Below are 19,234 nucleotides of genomic sequence, written 5' to 3'. Positions count from 1 at the left end.
AGTCGATTGCTGCTGCATAGATCCTGCCTAAATCAAACCATGACGACTTTTTTAACTCCCTCATCTTAACATTGTATCCCTGTTCTATTTTTTGTAATCCCAAATCCAGTTAATTGAAATCTCCGAGAACATTACTTTGTCATATATTCAAAAATAAATTTTGCCCCAACTTGCCGTAATTATGACAAAGACTTACCGCTTGAAAATGCATATGACTTTAACTTAAAAATTTTTGAGGAAAATCCACCTATCGCTGAAACTCAGAAACCTGAAATTTACTGCTTGATTCATCAATAAAAGCATATTCCCCTGTGGATTGTAGTTCGCGTATATATCTGAAAATTGTGAGAACGATGGGTTTTAGCACGCTATTTTTAGCTTAAAAAAATAGGCTATATAGTCAATGAGGCCAGATCTGACCTCATTAACTTGAACTAAATATTTTAATTTCGCCTCATGCCTAGTGGGAAATTTCTGCAAAATCAGTTTGACCCTTTTGAAGTGGCATTTGATACTTAATTAAGAAAACACAGCATAATGCGATAATTAAAGGAACACCCAATGCATAAAAATAACCTGTCACGCCATAGCTGGTTAAAACAATCCCGCCAATGGCTGAACCAATAATTGCTCCCATCCGGCCCATACCAATGGCCCACCCTGTCGCTGTCGCTCGAACTTCGGTTGGATATGCGGCAACCACCAAATAATTCAATGCAAGTTGCTGGCCTCCAATACCAAATCCAGCCAAGGCAATCAGTGCAAAAATATAGCCCCATTGCTGCGTTTCGATGAGTAATCCTAGCCCTATGACCACAGCCATTCCTGTGACCAGCATAAAAGTTAATATTTTGGCTGTATTTAATTTAGGTAACCAATACGCCAAAGGAATAGCAAAAATAATAAAGGCTGCATTTACTGTAACGGAAGCATAAGGCGCTTGTTCAGGTGCCAAGCCTGCCTGTTTTAAAATAGTAGGTAACCATGATAACAACATGAACCAAGCGATCCAGTTAAAGAAATAGGTTCCCCATACGCCAGCTGTGGTACGCGCTAATCCATTCTGAAACAGGACACTTAACTTTGCTTGGTTTTGATCTGCCAGACTGGCTGTGATCAGGTCTGCCTGTGTGAATGAGACAGCTTTAGGAGAAATTTTATTCAGAATTTTTTGTATAGTAGCAACATTAGAGACACTGTTTTTTTGTGCCATATATTCTAAAGATTCAGGTAAAACAAAATACAACACAATCAGTAAAACAAGGGGCAAAGCTCCCCCAATAATATAAATTCCCTGCCACCCTACCACCGGTAACATTTTCGCCGCCAGTAGCCCGCCAAACATTGCTCCTGCAGGTAAAGCCAATAAAACGCCTGTAGTTACTGTGCCTTTAAAGCGTTGCGGTGAATATTCTGCAGCGAGTGCCAACAATACAGGTGTTGCGCCTCCCATGCCTAAACCGGCAATTACTCTCAATATAAATATTTGTTCAACATTGCTTACAAAAGCCGTGAGAAGCGTAGCACTAGAAAAAATGGCTGTGCAAAACAGTAAGGTTTTTCTGCGCCCTAATTTATCGCCCAACAGCCCTAATAACATAGCGCCGACTGTCATTCCAACAATTCCGGCAGTCAGAATGGGGGCTAATGCGCCCGGTTGTAAATTAAAATGCTCTAACAAGGCTGGTGCTGTAAATGCGATCGCCTGCGTATCAAAACCATCAAATAAAGCAATAGTGAAACAGAGTAAAATGACCATCCATTGATAAGGCGATATTTTCTGATCGATCACCTCTTTTATTAACGACTTTCCTTGTTCAACCTTCTCCATGTGATACTTCCTTTTTCTCTTATCTTTCCTACTTTAGAAACTGCAGATAAGAAGATCAAGGACTAAAAAGGTATGTATTTATGCACTAAACGCATATCTTCTCTACTATTTTCAAGTATAAAAAAGGAGATCTATTGATCTCCCTTTTTTTGAAAAAACTCATTAATCAAGCGCAGTCACATATGTACCATCAGCGATTGAACCTTTAATACGATCAGCTTCAGCCAATACCAGATCAAGTAAGTTTTTCACGTTATCTAAAGTCGCAACTGGACTTAAAGTGGTCATCTTCAATGACTGAACATCACCTACTTTAGTCACACCAATATTCGCTTCACCACGTGCAAACAATTCATCTGCAACGTTCTGGTTCAATGTATCCAGTAATTCTGCCGGATAGCCTGCCGGAATCACACGGAACAATACAGACGCAAACTGCGGATCAACCAGCATCTCTAAACCGTTCGTGGCATTGATGTAGTCAGCCACTTCACGGGTCAACTTCACGCCATGGTCAATCATCGAACCATAAAGCTCTTCACCGAGTGCCTCAACCGTCATCCACAATTTCAACGCATCAAAACGACGCGTGGTTTGGAGTGACTTAGACACCAAGTTCGGCACCCCGTGTTCTTCATCATAAGCCGAGTTTAAGTACTCTGCTTCATAATGCATGAAACGGTAGTTGGCTTCATCTTTCAACAAGAACGCGCCGCACGAAATGGTTTGGAAATAGTGCTTGTGGAAATCGAGCGTAATCGAATCAGATAACTCGATTCCATCCAGCATCGAACGATAGTCATTCGATAAAATCAGCGCACCACCCCATGCTGCGTCGATATGCATCCACGCGCCATATTTGTTGGTGATTTCACGGATTTCTTTTAATGGATCAATCGCACCGGCATCGGTGGTACCCGCGGTCGCAACCACACAAGCCACGATTTTGCCTTCCGCTTGCAGACGAGCCATTGTCGCTTCAAGAGCAGCAACGTCCATCTGTGCATTGTCCTTTACCGGGACAGTGACTACAGACTGAAAGCCCATGCCCATCATCGCCATGTTCTTTTGCACAGAGAAATGTGCATTTTCAGAACAGATCACTTTGACATTACGCATTGCATCGCCTGGAATACCATCGCGCTGAACAGACCAAGGATTACCGTTTTCGTCTTTCCAGTTTTTCGAGATGCAGGCATCACGTGCAAGTAGCACACCCATCAAGTTCGATTGCGTACCGCCAGAGGTGAATACACCTGCCTGACCTGTACCATAACCAACTTTTTGACGCAGCCAGTCAATCAACTGAACTTCCATCAATGAACCGGCTGGGCTTTGATCCCATGAGTCCATTGACTGGTTGGTTGCATTAATTAAAACTTCAGCAATTTGGCTCACCACCATGGTTGGGCAGTGCAAATGTGCCAAAGAATGTGGGTGATGTACTTTCAAGCTTTTGTTTAAAAAAAGCTCAACCATACGCTCAAGCGATTTATGTACGCCCAAGCCTTGTTTAGTGGCATTAAAAGAAATCGCACTGCGTAAATCTTTAATGCTCCCACCAGTGTACATTTTGTCGTTATGCAACCATGCTGCTACAGCTTTTGTAGCCTCACCCATTGCGGACTCATAGTCAGCAATAGATTGAGCATCATTGCAAAGTAACGCTTTACGGTGTTCTGCAAAATCTACCATGTATTATGCGCCTCGAGTTGCAACAAGAGCTTCAGCAATTGCTTTCTTAAAGCGAGCAACAGCTTCAACACATTCATCATGTGTGATAATCAATGGGCAAAGTAAACGAATCACTGTACCGTTACGACCGCCTTTTTCAAGCAACAATCTGTTGTCGAAACATGCGGTTTGAATTGCAGCAGCCAATTGCGAATCACCTGGCAATGAACCCATGTGATCTGCCTTTTGGCGTTCATCCACGATTTCAACACCAATCATCAAACCACGGCCACGTACGTTACCGATACATGGGAATTCTACCGCTAATTTTTTAAATTCAGCCTGTAAGAAATCACCACGTTCTTGGGCATTTTGCGCAAGATTTTGCTCTTTAATGGTGTTGATGGTTGCAAGACCCGTACCCATTGCCAATTGGTTACCACGGAACGTACCGGTATGACCAGCAGGCTGCCAAGCATCAAACTTACGTTTAATACCCAGTACTGCAAGCGGTAAACTACCGCCAACGGCTTTAGACATCACAATCACATCAGGTTCAATCCCTGCATGTTCAAAGGCAAACATTTTGCCAGAACGGGCAAAACCGGCTTGAACTTCATCAAGAATTAAAACGATATTGTGCTTTTCAGTCACTTCACGGATTTTCTTTAACCATTTGGTTGGTGCTGTAACCACACCGCCTTCACCTTGAATCGCTTCAAGAATGACTGCTGCAGGTTTGGTTACACCACTTTCTACATCTTCAATAAAGTTTTCGAAGTAGTAAGTTAAGGCATCTACACCTGCTTCACCGCCAATACCCAATGGGCAACGGTATTCATGCGGATATGGCATAAACTGTACGCCAGGCATTAAGCCATTTACCGAATTCTTCGCAGATAAGTTACCTGTCATGGCCAAAGCACCATGCGTCATTCCGTGATAGCCGCCTGAGAAGCTGATCACTGAACTACGACCTGTATAGGTTTTTGCTAATTTAATTGCTGCTTCTGTGCCATCTGCACCAGACGGGCCACAGAACTGTAAACAATACTCAGCCTTACCACCTGGTAATTGCTCAAGTAAAGCTTCAGTAAAAGCATCTTTTAAGGGTGTTGTTAAATCCAAAGTATGCAATGGGAGGCCACTTGCAAGTGTATCTTGGATACTTTGAATGACCGCAGGATGGTTATGGCCCAAAGCCAATGTTCCTGCCCCAGCTAAACAATCGAGGTACTCTGTACCTTCAACATCAGTAACCCAACATCCTAAAGCTTTTGCTATCGCTAACGGTAATTTACGAGGATAGCTACGAACATTGGATTCCATCTGGCTTTGGCGAGTCAAATAGTATTCGTTAGTAGAATTAGGGGCAGGATTTACAGAAGAAACGCTCATATCGAATTACCATCTCTGATATGGGTTGATAGAAATAAGTCGGGTGACTTGCGGTCCTTTGACTCGGTGCTTTATAGAATCTAGCTAGACTTGAATTTGTTTGTCATAACTAAAGGGCGGATGATACCGACTTTTTCTGAAAAATAAACAACTTTCGGTACTTTATCTGCCCTAATTCATCGAAAAAAATATCAAGCTAATCTATAGGTTGTATTATCATCTTACATTGTGACAGAGGAAAGAAAACCTTATTTTCTTATGCTTTTATGAATAAAGTCGTGTAATAAAGTAAAACTTCTTGCAAATTAATTTATAAGTGTATAATTTTTCTTTAATTTTATGATTAAAAATAAATAGTTTTTTATCAGCTTATTTTTACAATCCCACCACAAACTCTACTAAAATTCACCATAAACACCCTTTAATATCACTTCTATAAATTTAAATTTTACTTACAAAAACAGGCAAAAAAAATGCGTTATTTAACTCTCTCTACTGTGGTTTTAGCTTCTGCTCTCAGTACATCTGCATTTGCTCAACAAAATGATCAACTTAATTACAACGTCATCAATGTACAGTCAGAAGCAGCACGCAAAGTATCGAATGATGAAATGCATGCGGTTTTATACATTGAGAAAAGCAACAAACAACCCGCCGAACTTGCATCACAAATCACGCAACTAATGAATCAAGCTATGGCTTTAGCGAAGAAATATCCGCAAGTCAAAGTAGAAACAGGCTCTCAAACCACTTATCCAATTTATGATAACGAGAATCGCAAACTAAAAGAATGGCGCGGTCGTGCAGAAATTCAGATTGAAAGTACTGACTTTAAAGCAGCCAGCCAATTGATTGGTGAGCTTCAACAAAACTTCCAGACGCAATCGATTAATTTTAGCGTTTCAGATGCACAACGTAAAAAAGTTGAAAATGAGTTGATGGTTGAAGCGTCGAAAAACTTTCAGCAGCGTGCACAAATGCTGAGCCAGGCATGGAATAAATCGGGTTATAACTTGGTTAATCTCAACTTGAATACCAGCAATCAATATCCACAACCGGTCATGATGCGTGCCAGTATGGCGAAATTTTCAGGTGCTGAAGCTGCTGATGCTCAAGACGTAGCAGCAGGTGAATCTAAAATTACCGTGAACGCCAATGGTACGATTCAATTTAAATAAGATTTTAAGCAAAAAATAAAAAAACCGTACATTTGTACGGTTTTTTATAAGGAGCGATCGTATTCGAGTTTTAGATCTTTCCCCGTTCGCCATCGCAAAGATAGTTTAGAAGATTACAAATCAAGATCCGATCTTTTCGCGATCACATTGAAAACTAAATATATAATGCAAGCTTTGAATTTTTTCAGAATAATTAATCATTTCACTCAAAATTAAAAGATTAAAATTACTGACCCAAAAAAAGCTCACTTTTTAAGTAAGCTTTTTCTAAAGTGAATAAATAGGTAGTTAAATAGCTAAAATTAAAAAATAAAACTTTATATTTCAAAAAATTATAAAACTAATAAATCGCCATATGATTGCGATCTACTTTAACAAACATTCAAAAACATTAAGTCAAAAATTAATCATAAGTTATTATTTTAAATATATTTTATTGAAATATGCAGTGTTAACAATTACCATCAATAACAATCCAAAACCAACTATCAAGTAGTTAAATTGGTAGTTAAATATTTTTTTACTTCTTTATACTGATAAATATGCTCACCGTAAAGCAAATTGAAGCTATTCAGCCTCTTGCCCTTATCTGCAAACATCGACAGACTTTTTGATAGAAAGCTTATTTCTATTAACCCTGAAACCTTATTAATTGAAACCGGTAATGATTCTGAAGTTCAAGAAATTATGTCTCCTTATATTGAGAACAAATTAGAATTCCCTTTTGCTGAAAAAAATCCTGATATGTTAAGTAAAACCATTAACTACTTAAGATATCATTATTCTAAATTTTGCGAATTAAAGGAAAATGATGTTAAAGAAAGCGGAAACACTACAGCAGACCCTAATTGATTCCGGCTTTAGTTGGAGTACACATAAGAATGCTTTTGCTAAACATCAAGAGGAAATCAACGAACTAAAAGAAGCCATCGATCATGACGAAAGCCACGATCGTCTTCTTGAAGAATATGGAGACTGTCTATTTTCATTAATCAATATTGGTTGCAGATTAAATCTCGATAGCAATGTGGCTTTAGATATTGCCATTCAAAAATATGAAAAACGAACTAGTTACCTTTATAGTAAAGCATCTAAATTAGGTGTCGATTTTTCGAGCGTACATCTAGAGACACTATTAGTTTGGTGGAAAGAAGCTAAGGATAATGTTTAGATTCAACATTCCACTAACTGAGTTAAGTTCGATTTAGTTTTCGCAATTTTACTGTCAGTAGTTGAAAAATATTATTTGGCTGTAAACCTTGTAACTAAAGGTTTACAGCCAAATAATTAAACTTCATCTGCCTAATAACTTATATACATTATTAATAGAGTATATACAGGATGAAAACTTAACATTTACTTAACCCTAATTTAACCTATTTAAGGTCAAAACTTAACATCTTTCTTTTTAGCATTCTGACTAAAAACTTAACTAAAAATAAATTTGCTCAAAGTATTTAGCATGTATTTTCGGAGCGAAGTCTTAGAAGTTAAATGAAACACTCTATGGATACCATTCATAAAAATTAACCATCAGACAACATTCTTATACTTCACAAAAAACGGGCAAATTTTCCGTTACATTAATCATCAAAATTAGCCCATACATCATGGATCATATGTTGATTATCAACTTCGAATAATAGACAAACCAACAACCGGTACTTATCAATTTTTAAAGCCTCTTCAATATAGAGTCAAAACATGAGCTAAATCAGGAATTTTTATATAGACTCGATTAATAGCTACATCATTTTCTTCAATTTTTCCAACAAACTCATCGTGATCGTAAAGGTGAATCACATATCCTAAGAATTCCGCATTATTCGGAAGCTCTAGCCCGTGTTTAGTATAGTTCTACAGGTCTACTTTATAAAATCTTAAAATAAATCTAACTCAGTTTACATTACAAGATCGCCGATGATAGACTTCAAACGATTTAAGGTGACTTTTAAATTATATTTGAATATCAATACAATGAATACAGAAGTACAGGCGCTTATCGATGGCGCAGCCATTTCCAAGCAGGTCGTCATGCAAAAGTACATCTAAGGAACGACTGAGATGAGCGATTTCCAAAAGCAATATACACTCTGGGATGAATTCCTGTCTGTCTGGCCTGCCTCTCGGTTATCCATAATGACGCTGGATGACTATAGTCAAGCAGGATCAAAGGAAAGTTTCACCTACTGGATCGAGTCACACCTTGACGAATTGGGCAGTATCTGGGGTGGTTCATCGTTTAAATTTGGTGTCTTTTCGCGCAAGGACACTGAAGATAAAAAATCTGACAACAAACTTTCCTATTCCGATACCCATGGCTGGTATTCATCGCTGGGTACTACTGCAGAAGTCGCCTTCAAGCAGGTACGCGGTTTCGTGGCACAGGTTGCAAATTGGGCAGCCGAAGGTAATTTGGATGCCATTGAATCATTCGAATATTTGGGTGAGGCCTTCAAATGGAAAATTGCTTTCCACTATCAGAATCGCCAGTCTCCAATGATTGTCGACATCTTCAAGCGTGCACCGCTAGCAATGTTCGTTGGCGAAACCATAAGCCAAAACATGGCCGCGCTACAGAAGGCAACAATAACCAGACGTCCGGTCGACCTTGGTATTCTGGAGTTCGGCCAACAGGTATGGGAAGCGTGGAGCCAGAAGAATCTAGTGATATGGAAACTCTCTCATGGTAACCCACCCAATTTCACCGATACGGAGCGTCGACAGTATCTGGTCGATCAATTAGCGGTAATGCACAGGAACACAGGCAAAGAGCAAGGCAAAAAGTTCGCAGAGGCACCGGTAGGCACCTTGTTCTTCCTGTGCCATGGTAACAGCCCGCAGCGTATTGCTCAGTTCACATCGCCTGTCATACGTTGTGATAAAGGTGATGGTTGGTTGCAACGTAGTTATCGCATCCTTAAACCTGCCCAGCGTACTGACCGCTACACTGCCAACTCCAAAAACTGGTCGCCACAAGGCAATTCGACCTTCTGGCAAGTAGCCGCGCATGACCTACCTGAATTCGAGTCCACCTTGCTCACGCCGTTTTTCAGCACGGACTTGGCAGAACTCGCTGCGCTAGCCGGCGAGCCAATTGAAGATGCTAGCATGAGCGATGGAGCTACACTAGCAACCTTTCCTACCAATGCTATAGGCAAAAAAATGCGCACAATCACTTGCTTCAACCGCATCTACTACGGCCCACCCGGAACAGGTAAAACCTATACACTGATGCAACTACTCAAGCGTGATTACGAGCAGCAGGCTGCATCCGTTACCACTCAAGAGTTGCGCACTCAGATCGTTACAGAGAAAGTTGCTGTGTTGAAGTGGTGGGAACGCGTAGCAGCTGCGCTGTACGATATGGGTGGCAAGGCGAAGGTGGCTGAGATTTCTCAGCATCATTTTATTCAGGCTTTCATAGCCAATGGATCAAATAATACAGTGCAGCAAACAGTGTGGCGCACCCTCCAAGACCACACCGTAGATGAATCCACCACCGTGAAAGTGAAAACACGCCGAGGCCCTGCCGTATTTGACAAGACAGCTGACTCGGTTTGGCAGTTCGCCGGTGATTGGCTGGATGCTTGTGCCGACTTGATCACGCTGGTCGACCAGCTCAAAGTAAACCAAGTCGAGCAGCTCAAAACAGGTCACCAGGATACTACCATGGTGCAGCGCTACAGCTTCGTAACATTCCATCAATCCTACGGCTACGAAGAATTTGTTGAAGGATTGCGCCCAGTTTTGAATGGCGATGATGAAACCAGCGAAGTGAAATACGAAATTCGCTCCGGAACTTTCAAGGAACTTTGCAATAAAGCCCGTCAAGTTCCTGACCAACGCTTCGCTATGGTGATCGACGAAATCAATCGAGGTAACATCAGCAAAATTTTTGGTGAACTGATCACTCTAATTGAACCAGACAAGCGCGATCCCCTCAATGGCAGTAAGCCCCCTATTGAACTGACACTAGCCTATTCGGGTGAAAAGTTTTCAGTCCCTGCAAACGTAGACATTATCGGCACAATGAATACGGCGGATCGATCACTTGCTCTATTAGACACGGCCTTGCGCCGACGATTCGACTTCGTACCACTACTGCCTGACACCCGCGCTGTGAAAGATACAAATGACCCCCACAGCGCACCGCTAGCTGGATTGATAGTTACCACTGCAATCGGCACGATTGATGTGCGCAGGATGCTAGAACGCATCAATGAACGTATAGAAGCTCTGTACGACCGCGATCACTGCATCGGCCATGCCTATCTTACGGTACTGACGGATGTGAATGATGGACAGGCTCGCTTTAAAAAATTGGCTGACATCTTCCGCAATCGTATCGTACCCTTACTTGAAGAATACTTTTTTGAGGATTGGCACAAGATTCGACTAGTATTGGGCGACAATCAAAAGTCTGAGACGGCTCAATTCATTACTGAGAGTGATGCACATGAACAGGATTTGAATGATTTGTTTGGCAATAACCATGGTCTTGATAGCTATGACACTAAGCGCCGCTATCAATCTCAGTATTCAGCATTTGCCAACCCTGCCGCATATCTTGGCATCTACCAGCCTTATGCTTGAGGAGCGAAGAAATGCCAGGCACCACGATCTACGAATTCGATGCTTTGGTAGCTGCCACACCTGGGGTATCTGATACTGTAGGCCTGCATTCGGTGCCACCGCAAGTGTTTGTCTGGCTGGAATCCCAAGCACTGCAGATGACAGAAGTGGGCAAAACTGCGTGGCTAAGACTATCTCAGCGACGAGGTCGGCGAGCTGTACAGGTTACCAGCTTTGTGGGCGTGATTCGGGCACCAAATGGATATCAGATCGAAATACTTCCCAAAGTTGCTAAAGCCATCGGTGGTGGGGATGTTGAGGCTCGTGCCCTGCTAATCGAAATGCTTCGTTGCTTGGGTGGTTTTCGTCATATCAAGACCGAAAGCGCAAAGCTAGTGGCTACTCGCATGCCGTTGCTCGAGGTGTTCATTGGTGAGTTCCTGCATGCGGTTGAGCACGTAGTCAAACGCGGCCTACGTAGTGATTATACCCTGCAACAGGATAACCTATTCGCCTTACGTGGTAAGTTACAGATAGCTACGCACCTGCAACGCAACATATGTCGCCGTGATCGCTTCTTTTCGGAATTTGATGAATTTTCGCCTGATCGACCTGAAAATCGCCTGTTGCACACAGCATTGCTACGTGTACTCGTCTGGACAAACTCGCAACCACATCAGCAACTGGCACGTGAGCTATGCTTTGTGTTTGCCGAGGTACCCGCATCGAAACATCCCTGTGCGGACTTCCAGCGGATACGCTTGGATCGCGGCATGGCGCATTATGCCGGAGCTCTTGCGTGGGCACAGTTAATTCTAGAAGATGAATCGCCACTCACTGGCGTAGGTAGTCATAGTGCGCCATCCCTACTATTCCCTATGGAAGCAGTATTCGAAGCCTTCGTTGCCCAACACCTTGCCACGCAACTTAAGCAGGAATTCACAATTCGCACACAGGCTCGAAGCCTGTCTCTGGTCAGACATCTTGAGAAAGATTGGTTCCGTCTCATACCTGATCTGCTAGTGCAGAAATCGAAAGTGAATCTCTTAGTATTAGATACTAAATGGAAGCTGATTGACAGGCAACAGACCAAAGGTTCAGAGAAATATGGGTTGAGTCAAGGGGACTTCTATCAGCTTCACGCCTATGGACAGAACTATCTCGACGGCAACGGTAATGTAGTATTGATCTACCCGAAAACTGATACATTCAATAAACCCCTACCTGTATTTGAATTCCCGAAATCACCCCAACTACGGCTGTGGGTACTGCCTTTCTGCCTAAAATATAAGCAGTTGCTATTGCCTCTTTGCGGCAGTCTAGATACGGTATTTATAAATACGCTGTCATGAATTGACTGACCAAGAGCACTATTTTAAATAATGCTAAGAGCAAAAAGCTCACAATATAAATGAGCTTTTTAGAAGTAGTTAAATAGGTAGTTAATAAATCACAATATTAATAAATATTCACAAAATTCAATAACTTAATCAATTAATAAATCGCCATATGATTGCGGTGAATCATTTCCAATGAACGTGCTTCACCTAAAACCTGATACACTTTATCCGAAGATAAACCTTTCACAATTTCAGCTGAACGCGAACTAAAATTGACACGACCAACAGCAATACGACCACCCTGTGAATCGACACATTCAACCACGTCACCACGGTCAAAATGCCCTTCCACAGCTTTTACACCAACAGGCAACAAGCTACGGTGGTTTTCTTTAATCGCTTTCACCGCACCATCATCCAAGACTAAACGCCCTGCTGTTTGCAAATGTGCAGCCAACCATTGCTGATGTGCAGTAATACGGTCATTATCGGTAATAAACAAGGTTCCGAGCAATTCACCAGACATCAAGCGGGCTAGTACATTGTCACTTTCGCCACTGGCGATGAGTGTTGGACAACCTGATTTTGCAGCTAGGCGTGCAGCACGAACTTTGGTCAACATACCACCACGACCAAATTTTCCACCACCACCGGCCATATCAAACAGGCTTTCATCCAGAGCACGAACCGTATGGAACAGTTTTGCATTTGGATTAGAACGCGGGTCAGAATCAAACATACCCTGCTGATCGGTCAAGATAATCAACAAATCTGCATGAACCTGACCTGCGACCATAGCGGCCAAAGTATCGTTGTCACCAAAGCGGATTTCGTCAGTCGATACCGTATCATTTTCATTAATGACCGGAACCACATGCCAATCAATCAAATGCTGCAAAGCATCGCAAGAGTTTAAATAACGACGACGGTCTGCCAGATCATCATGCGTCAGTAAAACTTGAGCCGTTTGAATGGAATGCTTTTCCAATACACTCGACCAAGTTTGAATCAGACCCATTTGACCAATAGCAGCACACGCCTGAAGACTCGGTAAATCAGTGGGTCGATTCGACAATTTCATCCGAACCATACCTTCAGCCACAGCACCTGATGACACGAGTATGATCTCGTGTCCTGCCTTGTATAGATCTGCAGTTTGTTTCGCCCAATGCGAAATTGCATCCAAATCTAGACCTTGCCCATTTGCTGTGAGTAAAGATGATCCGATTTTAACAACGATTCGTTTACAACCCTTGAGCTGACGTTGCCCATCTACCACTTCTATCATCTTGTCCTCAGTTACTCTACTAAGAGCTTAACGTACGTAAAACACTTCTACATCGTTATCGTCGTCTGCTTCATCGTCCTCATCGTCTTCTTCAGCCAACAGACCAGCAAGACGTTGTTGACGACGCATTTCACGATAAGCTTCTTTCGCTGCAATGGTCTGTTCACGTGTTTCAGCTTCAAGCTGATCACGGAATGCTTTCATTTCTGCTGCGTATTCAGGATCTTCAACTTCGCGTTCACGTTGTTGTTCAATTTGATCCATCAGGTAATAAACAACTTCTTTCGTTCCTTCAGACATCAAGCCAGAAGTTTGGAATACCGGGCCTTCCCACTGCATTTCTTCCAGAAGATGGTTACACCATTCTTCTTTGGTATCTGGGTCAAGCTGGTCAACTTTATTCAGCACTAACACCACTGGCAATTTAGCCAAAGTTGGAGAGAAGTTCTTCAACTCTTGTAAAATTGCATTGGCATTATGAACAGGATCTGAACCGTCAATTGGTTGAACATCTACAATGTGCAACAAAATACGGGTACGTGCCAAATGTTTAAGGAAACGAATACCCAGTCCTGCACCTTCCGACGCACCTTCGATTAACCCGGGAATATCGGCCATTACGAATGAACGATGGCTATCTGCATCTACCACACCCAGGTTTGGAACCATGGTGGTAAATGGATAATCTGCAACTTTTGGTTTTGCTGCTGATACTGCACGAATAAATGTAGATTTACCTGCATTTGGCATACCCAGTAAACCCACATCCGCAAGAACTTTAAGCTCTAAACGAATTTCACGGTATTCACCTTTGGTACCCGTTGTGCATTTACGTGGCGAGCGATTTGTAGATGATTTAAAGTGAGTATTACCCAAACCACCGTCACCGCCTGCTGCCACCAATACACGTTGACCATCAGTGACCAAGTCGCCGATGATATCGCCTGATTCTGTATCAACAATTGTGGTTCCTACTGGAACCTTTAATACGGTGTCTTCACCGCCACGGCCTGCGCAGTTCGCACCACGACCGTTTTTAGCACGTTCTGCACGGAATCGACGTGTATAACGATAATCTACAAGAGTGGTGGTGTCGTTACCGGCTTCAACATAAATGTTACCGCCACGACCACCATCACCACCATCTGGACCACCAAATGGTACAAATTTTTCACGGCGAAAACTGGCTACGCCATTGCCACCGTCGCCAGCCTCTACGGTAATGACTGCTTCATCAACAAAGCGCATATTGCCAATCCTCTAAATACTTTAAAACCGCATATTCTGCCATATTTTATAAAATTTCTCGAATAGAATTATTCAGCATTACATGAATTTTAGTCTTGTTAAGACAGATTTGGCTTGAACGGGGATGATATTGCATAATTTAGTTTAATTATCCAACCAGAAAATTAAAAAGAACCATCCACTTAGCTAAGTAAAACTTATTTTTCAGATAAATTTCACTTACTTTATTTTTTAATTATTAAAATAAACGTCAGTCCAAAATTAACGCTCATGCATTTCAAAAAAATTAATAAAATAATGCAGGGATATTTTCACTTAAATTATTCCTTAAATACATTCTCTCTGCGTCTAAGCTTCCGTTCTTAGATTTTTTAAAACATCAAATTGTAGTTTAAACTTTAAAAAAGTTGAATTTTAAATAAATTTATTCTTGGATGTCTCTCAATAAACAGCCAGTTTCAAATAAAAGCCCCTGTGCTTAAATATTTATAAGCCATTTAAATGACTCACCATTATCATTGAGCAACACCTTGTTTATTTTCTAAAATTTCAGGTAAATTTCGTTCAATCCAACCAATCAGCATTGTCATTTTTTCAGCTGCCTGCGCTCCCAGAAGCGTCAACTGATATTCCACTTTCGGCGGTACAACCGGATAAACCGTACGAATCAAAAAACCATCTTTTTCCAATAATTTTAAGGTTTGCGCCAGCATTTTCTCACTTACCCCTTCTATGCGCTGTTTTAACTCGCTAAAACGATGCACACCGTCACTTAAACAGCGTAAAACCAACACAGACCATTTGGTGGTTAAGTGTTCCAATATTTCACGCGATGGACACTCCTTGGATAAAACCTGTCCAAGCAAATGACTCGTTGCATAGTTACTCATCAACTCTCTCCAGACCGCAATTAACTTACTTTTAGGCATGTACTTATATATAAGTAATGTCAATATAATAAAATATAAACATCAAGTATATAAAATAAACAATGTAGCGCTTTTTAGAATGAAAATTATAATTACCTGTGCTACAGGTCAATGGGCTATTGCTTGGTTATTAAAAATACCGCTACAGACCATATAGTGGCGCTAAACATAGTGATACTGATTCGAAATGCACCTAAGACAACTCCTTTAAAAGCAAAAGCTGAACTAAGTTACTCTGATTATGATGCACCTAAAACGCTCTCTTCGGCATGGTCGCGGATTGATAAACTGCTACATATTTAAGCCAATGCAATAGGTCTCGCACAACAAAGCATCAAGCCTTAATTGAGGCTGCCAACCAGTCAGGGTTTGCTTATACCAGCTTATTCAATAGTAATATCAGCTTTAGATTTATCCTCAGAGACAGAAGCACTGATTGAAGGCAGCGGATTAAAATATATTTTTACGCAAAAACCGGTATAGCCAGAACTATTTAAATGCAATAGCTAATGCTCTAGAATTCGACACCTTATATGGGGAAGATTTGAGAATTTTGTCCATCTTGACCTCAAAATGATGCAGAAGCCGTAGCAAAAGTTTTAGTCTTGCAAGCTTATGACCATACAACTTATAAGCTTGCAGGCTCTGGCAATTTCACCCTGGCCAATCTTGCAAAGGACATTACTGGAGTTTCAGGCAAAGCTGTCGCTTATCAAAACTTAAATACTGAAGATTACAGTTAAGCATTATTACAAGCTGGATTAGCTGTCGGTTAGTGGATGTCATTGTCGATGCAAATATTCAAACTAAAAAGGTACAATGTTCAGTAAGAGCAAAGATTTAGAAAATATCAAGGGTCACAAAGCACAGCCATTAAAGATCAAGTAAAAGCGACCTTAGCTTAATAAATAAAATCCATGCTTATGCCAATTTGCTTGTCGCTCAGTTCAATTTAGATATTGAAAAGTGAAGTCCATTTACAGTGCAAACTTCTCATTTTATCAGGACAAAAAAAAGAGCCTCAAATGAGGCTCTTTTTTAACTAAATACTAATTATGCATTTGTTTCAGCAGGAACTTTTGGATAGCTTACGCCACACATTTGTTCAGCGATACGCAATACTTGGCAGCTATAGCCTACTTCGTTATCGTACCAAACATATGCTGTTAGGCGAGTACCTGAAGTGATTGTTGCTTGCGCATCAAATACACCTGCAGTACGTGAACCGATAAAGTCAGAAGACACAACTTCGGTCGAATTTGTATAACCGATTTGACCTTGAAGGCTTGAGTTGATTGAGATTTGACGAATGTATTCGTTCACTTCTTCACGATCAACTTCTTTCTCAAGAGTTAAGTTCAGAATAGCAAGTGATACGTTAGGCGTTGGAACACGTACCGAGTTACCAGTCAACTTGCCTTTAAGTGCAGGAAGTGCTTTAGCAACCGCTTTCGCAGCACCAGTTTCAGTAATCACCATGTTCAAAGTCGCAGCACGACCACGGCGATCCGCCTTGTGGTAGTTGTCGATCAAGTTCTGGTCATTGGTGAAAGAGTGAACAGTTTCAACATGCCCATTGAGCACTTTGTATTTGTCATCTAACACTTTTAATACAGGTGTAATTGCATTTGTAGTGCAACTTGCAGCAGAAATGATTTTGTCTTCATCTAAAATGTCAGTATGGTTTACGCCATACACCACATTTTTCATTTCGCCTTTACTTGGTGCAGTCAATACTACACGAGCAACGCCCGGGCATTTCAAGTGTTCAGCAAGACCTTCTGCATCACGCCATTTACCTGTGTTATCAATCACTAGAGCGTTATTAATACCATAAGCAGTGTAATCCACTTCGCTTGGGCTTGAAGCATAGATGACTTTAATGAAGTTACCGTTGGCAATAATTGCTTCATTTTCTTCATCTACAGAAATGGTGCCTGCAAATGGACCGTGAATTGAGTCACGACGAAGTAAAGATGCACGTTTTTCCAAATCACCATCCGATGATTTACGTACAACAATTGCTTTAAGGCTTAAACCGCGACCCAAACCAGATTGACTAATGATCAAACGGGCAAGAATACGACCGATACGACCAAAACCGTAAAGAACAACATCCTTAGGTTCAACAGTTGCAGGATTACCTTCTAAAGATTTAACAGCATCAGCAACAAATGCATCAATGTCGCCGCCTTTTTCTTTAAATTCAACAGCCAGTTTACCTAGATCGATTTCAGCAGAACCAATTTTCTCAACTTTAGCCAATGCTTCTAAGATTGGGAAAGTGTTAACCACAGAAAGTTCAACATCCATCACACGGGTACGACGGTGTGCTTTTAAAATCTGGATAACTGAACGGTTAACTAAAGAACGACCGAATACAGAAGTCACGATATTTTTTTCACGATACAACTGACCAATTAAGGCAATCATATGTTCCGCGATTTCTTCACGGTTTTTCCAGCGACCTTGGTGATCTGCATGTAGGGCGATGATAGTCTCTTTGCTCACAGATACGTCCTCTAATTAATTGTATATCTAGGCATAAATTTCAAAACCCCACAATTGTAAAGGAATTATCGGTAAGTTTGAATCAAAAGCTCATTCTGGCCCGCATATTTTGCTCTATATTCACTATAAATTGACGAAATAGCTGTAATTATTTTTATGATTTTCATACCGAAAGCCATACATCACCGATTTTTTTGTAAAACCCTACATCGGGTTCAAATGTTGCTTTATCAAACAGAATTTAAAAATACAGCGCACTTACTTTAAACGATCGGGATAATTTTCCAGATTTTGCGCTAAAGCCTTTTGCTTTTGCTGTTGTTTGCACAGATGAATTACACCTTCGATCACCAGCAGTAACACTGCAAACCAAATTGGAATATAGGTTAACCATTCTGCCGTTTCTAACCTTTCACCTAATGCAATGGAGGCAAAGGCCAGCAATACCGGTTCTAAATAGCTTAGCAATCCAAATATCACAAAGGGCAAATATCGGCTTGCCAGAATATAACTTCCCAACCCCAAGGCACTTAAAAAACCTAACCCTAAAACCACCCAGATTAAGTAAGGAAATTGACTCATTAAAGCCAAAGAGTCGCTATACACTGTGGCTAAATAAATAGCGATGGGAAGAATTAAAAATAAATCCCACCAAAAACCACCCAAATGGTCAGTTTTAAAAGCACGTCTTAAAAAGAAATAAATCGGATAGGCCACGGCCACATATACCGTTTCCCATGCAATATCACCGATACGCCACAATTCATGTCCTACACCCAGACTGGCAAAAAGAACTGCTGCAATCTGCCATCTGGAGAGTTTTTCTTTATAAAGTACACATCCTATTAGCACCATTATCAAGGGCAATAAAAAATACCCTAAAGAGACTTCCAAACCCCGTCCGTTTATTGGTCCCCATAAGAACAACCAAAGCTGGGTGGTGCATAAAAGTGAACTGATGATCAGCCAGATCAATAAAGTTGGTTGCTTGAAAATTCGTTTAAAAATTTCTGTAATATGTTTTAAATCACCTGTCCACCACATAAATAACGTTAAAAATGGTAGTGTAGCCAACATACGCCAAGCAAAAGTCTGCTCGCTATCAAGCGGTTTCAAGAATTGGGTATAGAAATACAAAACCCCAAAAGTGACCGATGCCAATACTGACAAAGCTACGCCTTTATACATCTTGTATCTCTGGATTTATCTCGCAGGCATTATAAACATTACACTCCAAGAAAACTTTATAATTCACCCTTCAA

Annotated in this window: 14 protein-coding genes and 1 pseudogene; 7 read left to right on the top strand and 8 right to left on the bottom strand. The window is 41.1% G+C overall.

What is annotated here, in order from left to right:
- Positions 1-159: 159 nt before the first annotated feature.
- Positions 160-383: pseudogene (locus AY606_RS16475) on the top strand (aromatic ring-hydroxylating dioxygenase subunit alpha); the annotation flags it as partial.
- 77 nt (positions 384-460) lie between these two features.
- Here AY606_RS16475 and AY606_RS01990 read toward each other — a convergent pair.
- The 3 genes from AY606_RS01990 to AY606_RS01980 form a co-directional block, all read right to left on the bottom strand.
- A complete protein-coding gene (locus tag AY606_RS01990) occupies positions 461-1,831 on the bottom strand; it encodes an MFS transporter (RefSeq protein ID WP_067863919.1) in 1,371 nt (456 codons plus the stop codon).
- A gap of 162 nt (positions 1,832-1,993) precedes the next feature.
- A complete protein-coding gene (locus tag AY606_RS01985; protein WP_067863917.1) occupies positions 1,994-3,526 on the bottom strand; it encodes a pyridoxal phosphate-dependent decarboxylase family protein in 1,533 nt (510 codons plus the stop codon).
- A 3-nt stretch (positions 3,527-3,529) separates the two neighbouring features.
- A complete protein-coding gene (locus tag AY606_RS01980; protein ID WP_067863914.1) occupies positions 3,530-4,903 on the bottom strand; it encodes a diaminobutyrate--2-oxoglutarate transaminase in 1,374 nt (457 codons plus the stop codon).
- A 473-nt stretch (positions 4,904-5,376) separates the two neighbouring features.
- Between AY606_RS01980 and AY606_RS01975 the strand changes: the two genes are divergently transcribed.
- The 5 genes from AY606_RS01975 to AY606_RS01955 all read left to right on the top strand — a co-directional run bounded on the left by AY606_RS01975 (position 5,377) and on the right by AY606_RS01955 (position 12,008).
- Entirely contained in the window at positions 5,377-6,081 is a 705-nt protein-coding gene (locus tag AY606_RS01975) for an SIMPL domain-containing protein (protein ID WP_067863911.1), read from the top strand.
- Between the two features lie 579 nt (positions 6,082-6,660).
- Positions 6,661-6,933, top strand: coding sequence for an HNH endonuclease (locus AY606_RS16025; RefSeq protein WP_067863908.1), 273 nt, complete (start codon positions 6,661-6,663; stop codon positions 6,931-6,933).
- Entirely contained in the window at positions 6,893-7,252 is a 360-nt protein-coding gene (locus AY606_RS01965) for a MazG nucleotide pyrophosphohydrolase domain-containing protein (RefSeq protein ID WP_067863905.1), read from the top strand. The genes AY606_RS16025 and AY606_RS01965 overlap by 41 nt, the downstream gene beginning before the upstream one ends.
- An 893-nt stretch (positions 7,253-8,145) precedes the next feature.
- Positions 8,146-10,677, top strand: coding sequence for an McrB family protein (locus AY606_RS01960; protein ID WP_067863902.1), 2,532 nt, complete (start codon positions 8,146-8,148; stop codon positions 10,675-10,677).
- An 11-nt stretch (positions 10,678-10,688) separates the two neighbouring features.
- Positions 10,689-12,008, top strand: coding sequence for an McrC family protein (locus AY606_RS01955; RefSeq protein ID WP_067863899.1), 1,320 nt, complete (start codon positions 10,689-10,691; stop codon positions 12,006-12,008).
- 142 nt (positions 12,009-12,150) lie between these two features.
- On the opposite strand, the gene proB is transcribed toward AY606_RS01955, so the two are convergent.
- From proB to AY606_RS01940, 3 genes are all read right to left on the bottom strand, one after another.
- Positions 12,151-13,284: a glutamate 5-kinase gene (proB, locus tag AY606_RS01950; RefSeq protein ID WP_067863896.1), complete on the bottom strand. Its 1,134-nt coding sequence runs from the start codon at positions 13,282-13,284 to the stop codon at positions 12,151-12,153.
- Between the two features lie 27 nt (positions 13,285-13,311).
- Complete coding sequence (gene cgtA / locus AY606_RS01945) at positions 13,312-14,532, bottom strand: Obg family GTPase CgtA (protein ID WP_067863893.1); 1,221 nt, start codon at positions 14,530-14,532, stop codon at positions 13,312-13,314.
- A gap of 515 nt (positions 14,533-15,047) precedes the next feature.
- On the bottom strand, positions 15,048-15,422 hold the full coding sequence (locus tag AY606_RS01940; RefSeq protein ID WP_067863890.1) for a winged helix-turn-helix transcriptional regulator: 375 nt from the start codon (positions 15,420-15,422) through the stop codon (positions 15,048-15,050).
- Positions 15,423-16,066: 644 nt separating this feature from the next.
- Between AY606_RS01940 and AY606_RS16470 the strand changes: the two genes are divergently transcribed.
- The gene (locus AY606_RS16470) at positions 16,067-16,204 is read left to right on the top strand and encodes a hypothetical protein (protein ID WP_249409199.1); all 138 of its coding nucleotides are present in this window, start codon (positions 16,067-16,069) and stop codon (positions 16,202-16,204) included.
- A gap of 310 nt (positions 16,205-16,514) precedes the next feature.
- Here the strand turns inward: AY606_RS16470 and AY606_RS01930 are convergent, their stop codons facing one another.
- Together AY606_RS01930 and rarD are read right to left on the bottom strand one after the other, a co-directional pair.
- On the bottom strand, positions 16,515-17,972 hold the full coding sequence (locus AY606_RS01930; protein ID WP_067863887.1) for a glyceraldehyde-3-phosphate dehydrogenase: 1,458 nt from the start codon (positions 17,970-17,972) through the stop codon (positions 16,515-16,517).
- A 258-nt stretch (positions 17,973-18,230) separates the two neighbouring features.
- Positions 18,231-19,160 carry an EamA family transporter RarD gene (rarD, locus tag AY606_RS01925; RefSeq protein ID WP_067863884.1) on the bottom strand — a complete coding sequence of 310 codons (930 nt, stop codon included), beginning with the start codon at positions 19,158-19,160 and terminating at the stop codon, positions 18,231-18,233.
- Positions 19,161-19,234: the final 74 nt, after the last annotated feature.

Origin of the sequence: Acinetobacter sp. SFB (genome assembly GCF_001647545.1) — a bacterium.
Lineage (GTDB): Bacteria > Pseudomonadota > Gammaproteobacteria > Pseudomonadales > Moraxellaceae > Acinetobacter.
Note: the sequence above shows the minus strand (reverse complement) of the source record. Positions and strands in the feature narration are given on the sequence as shown.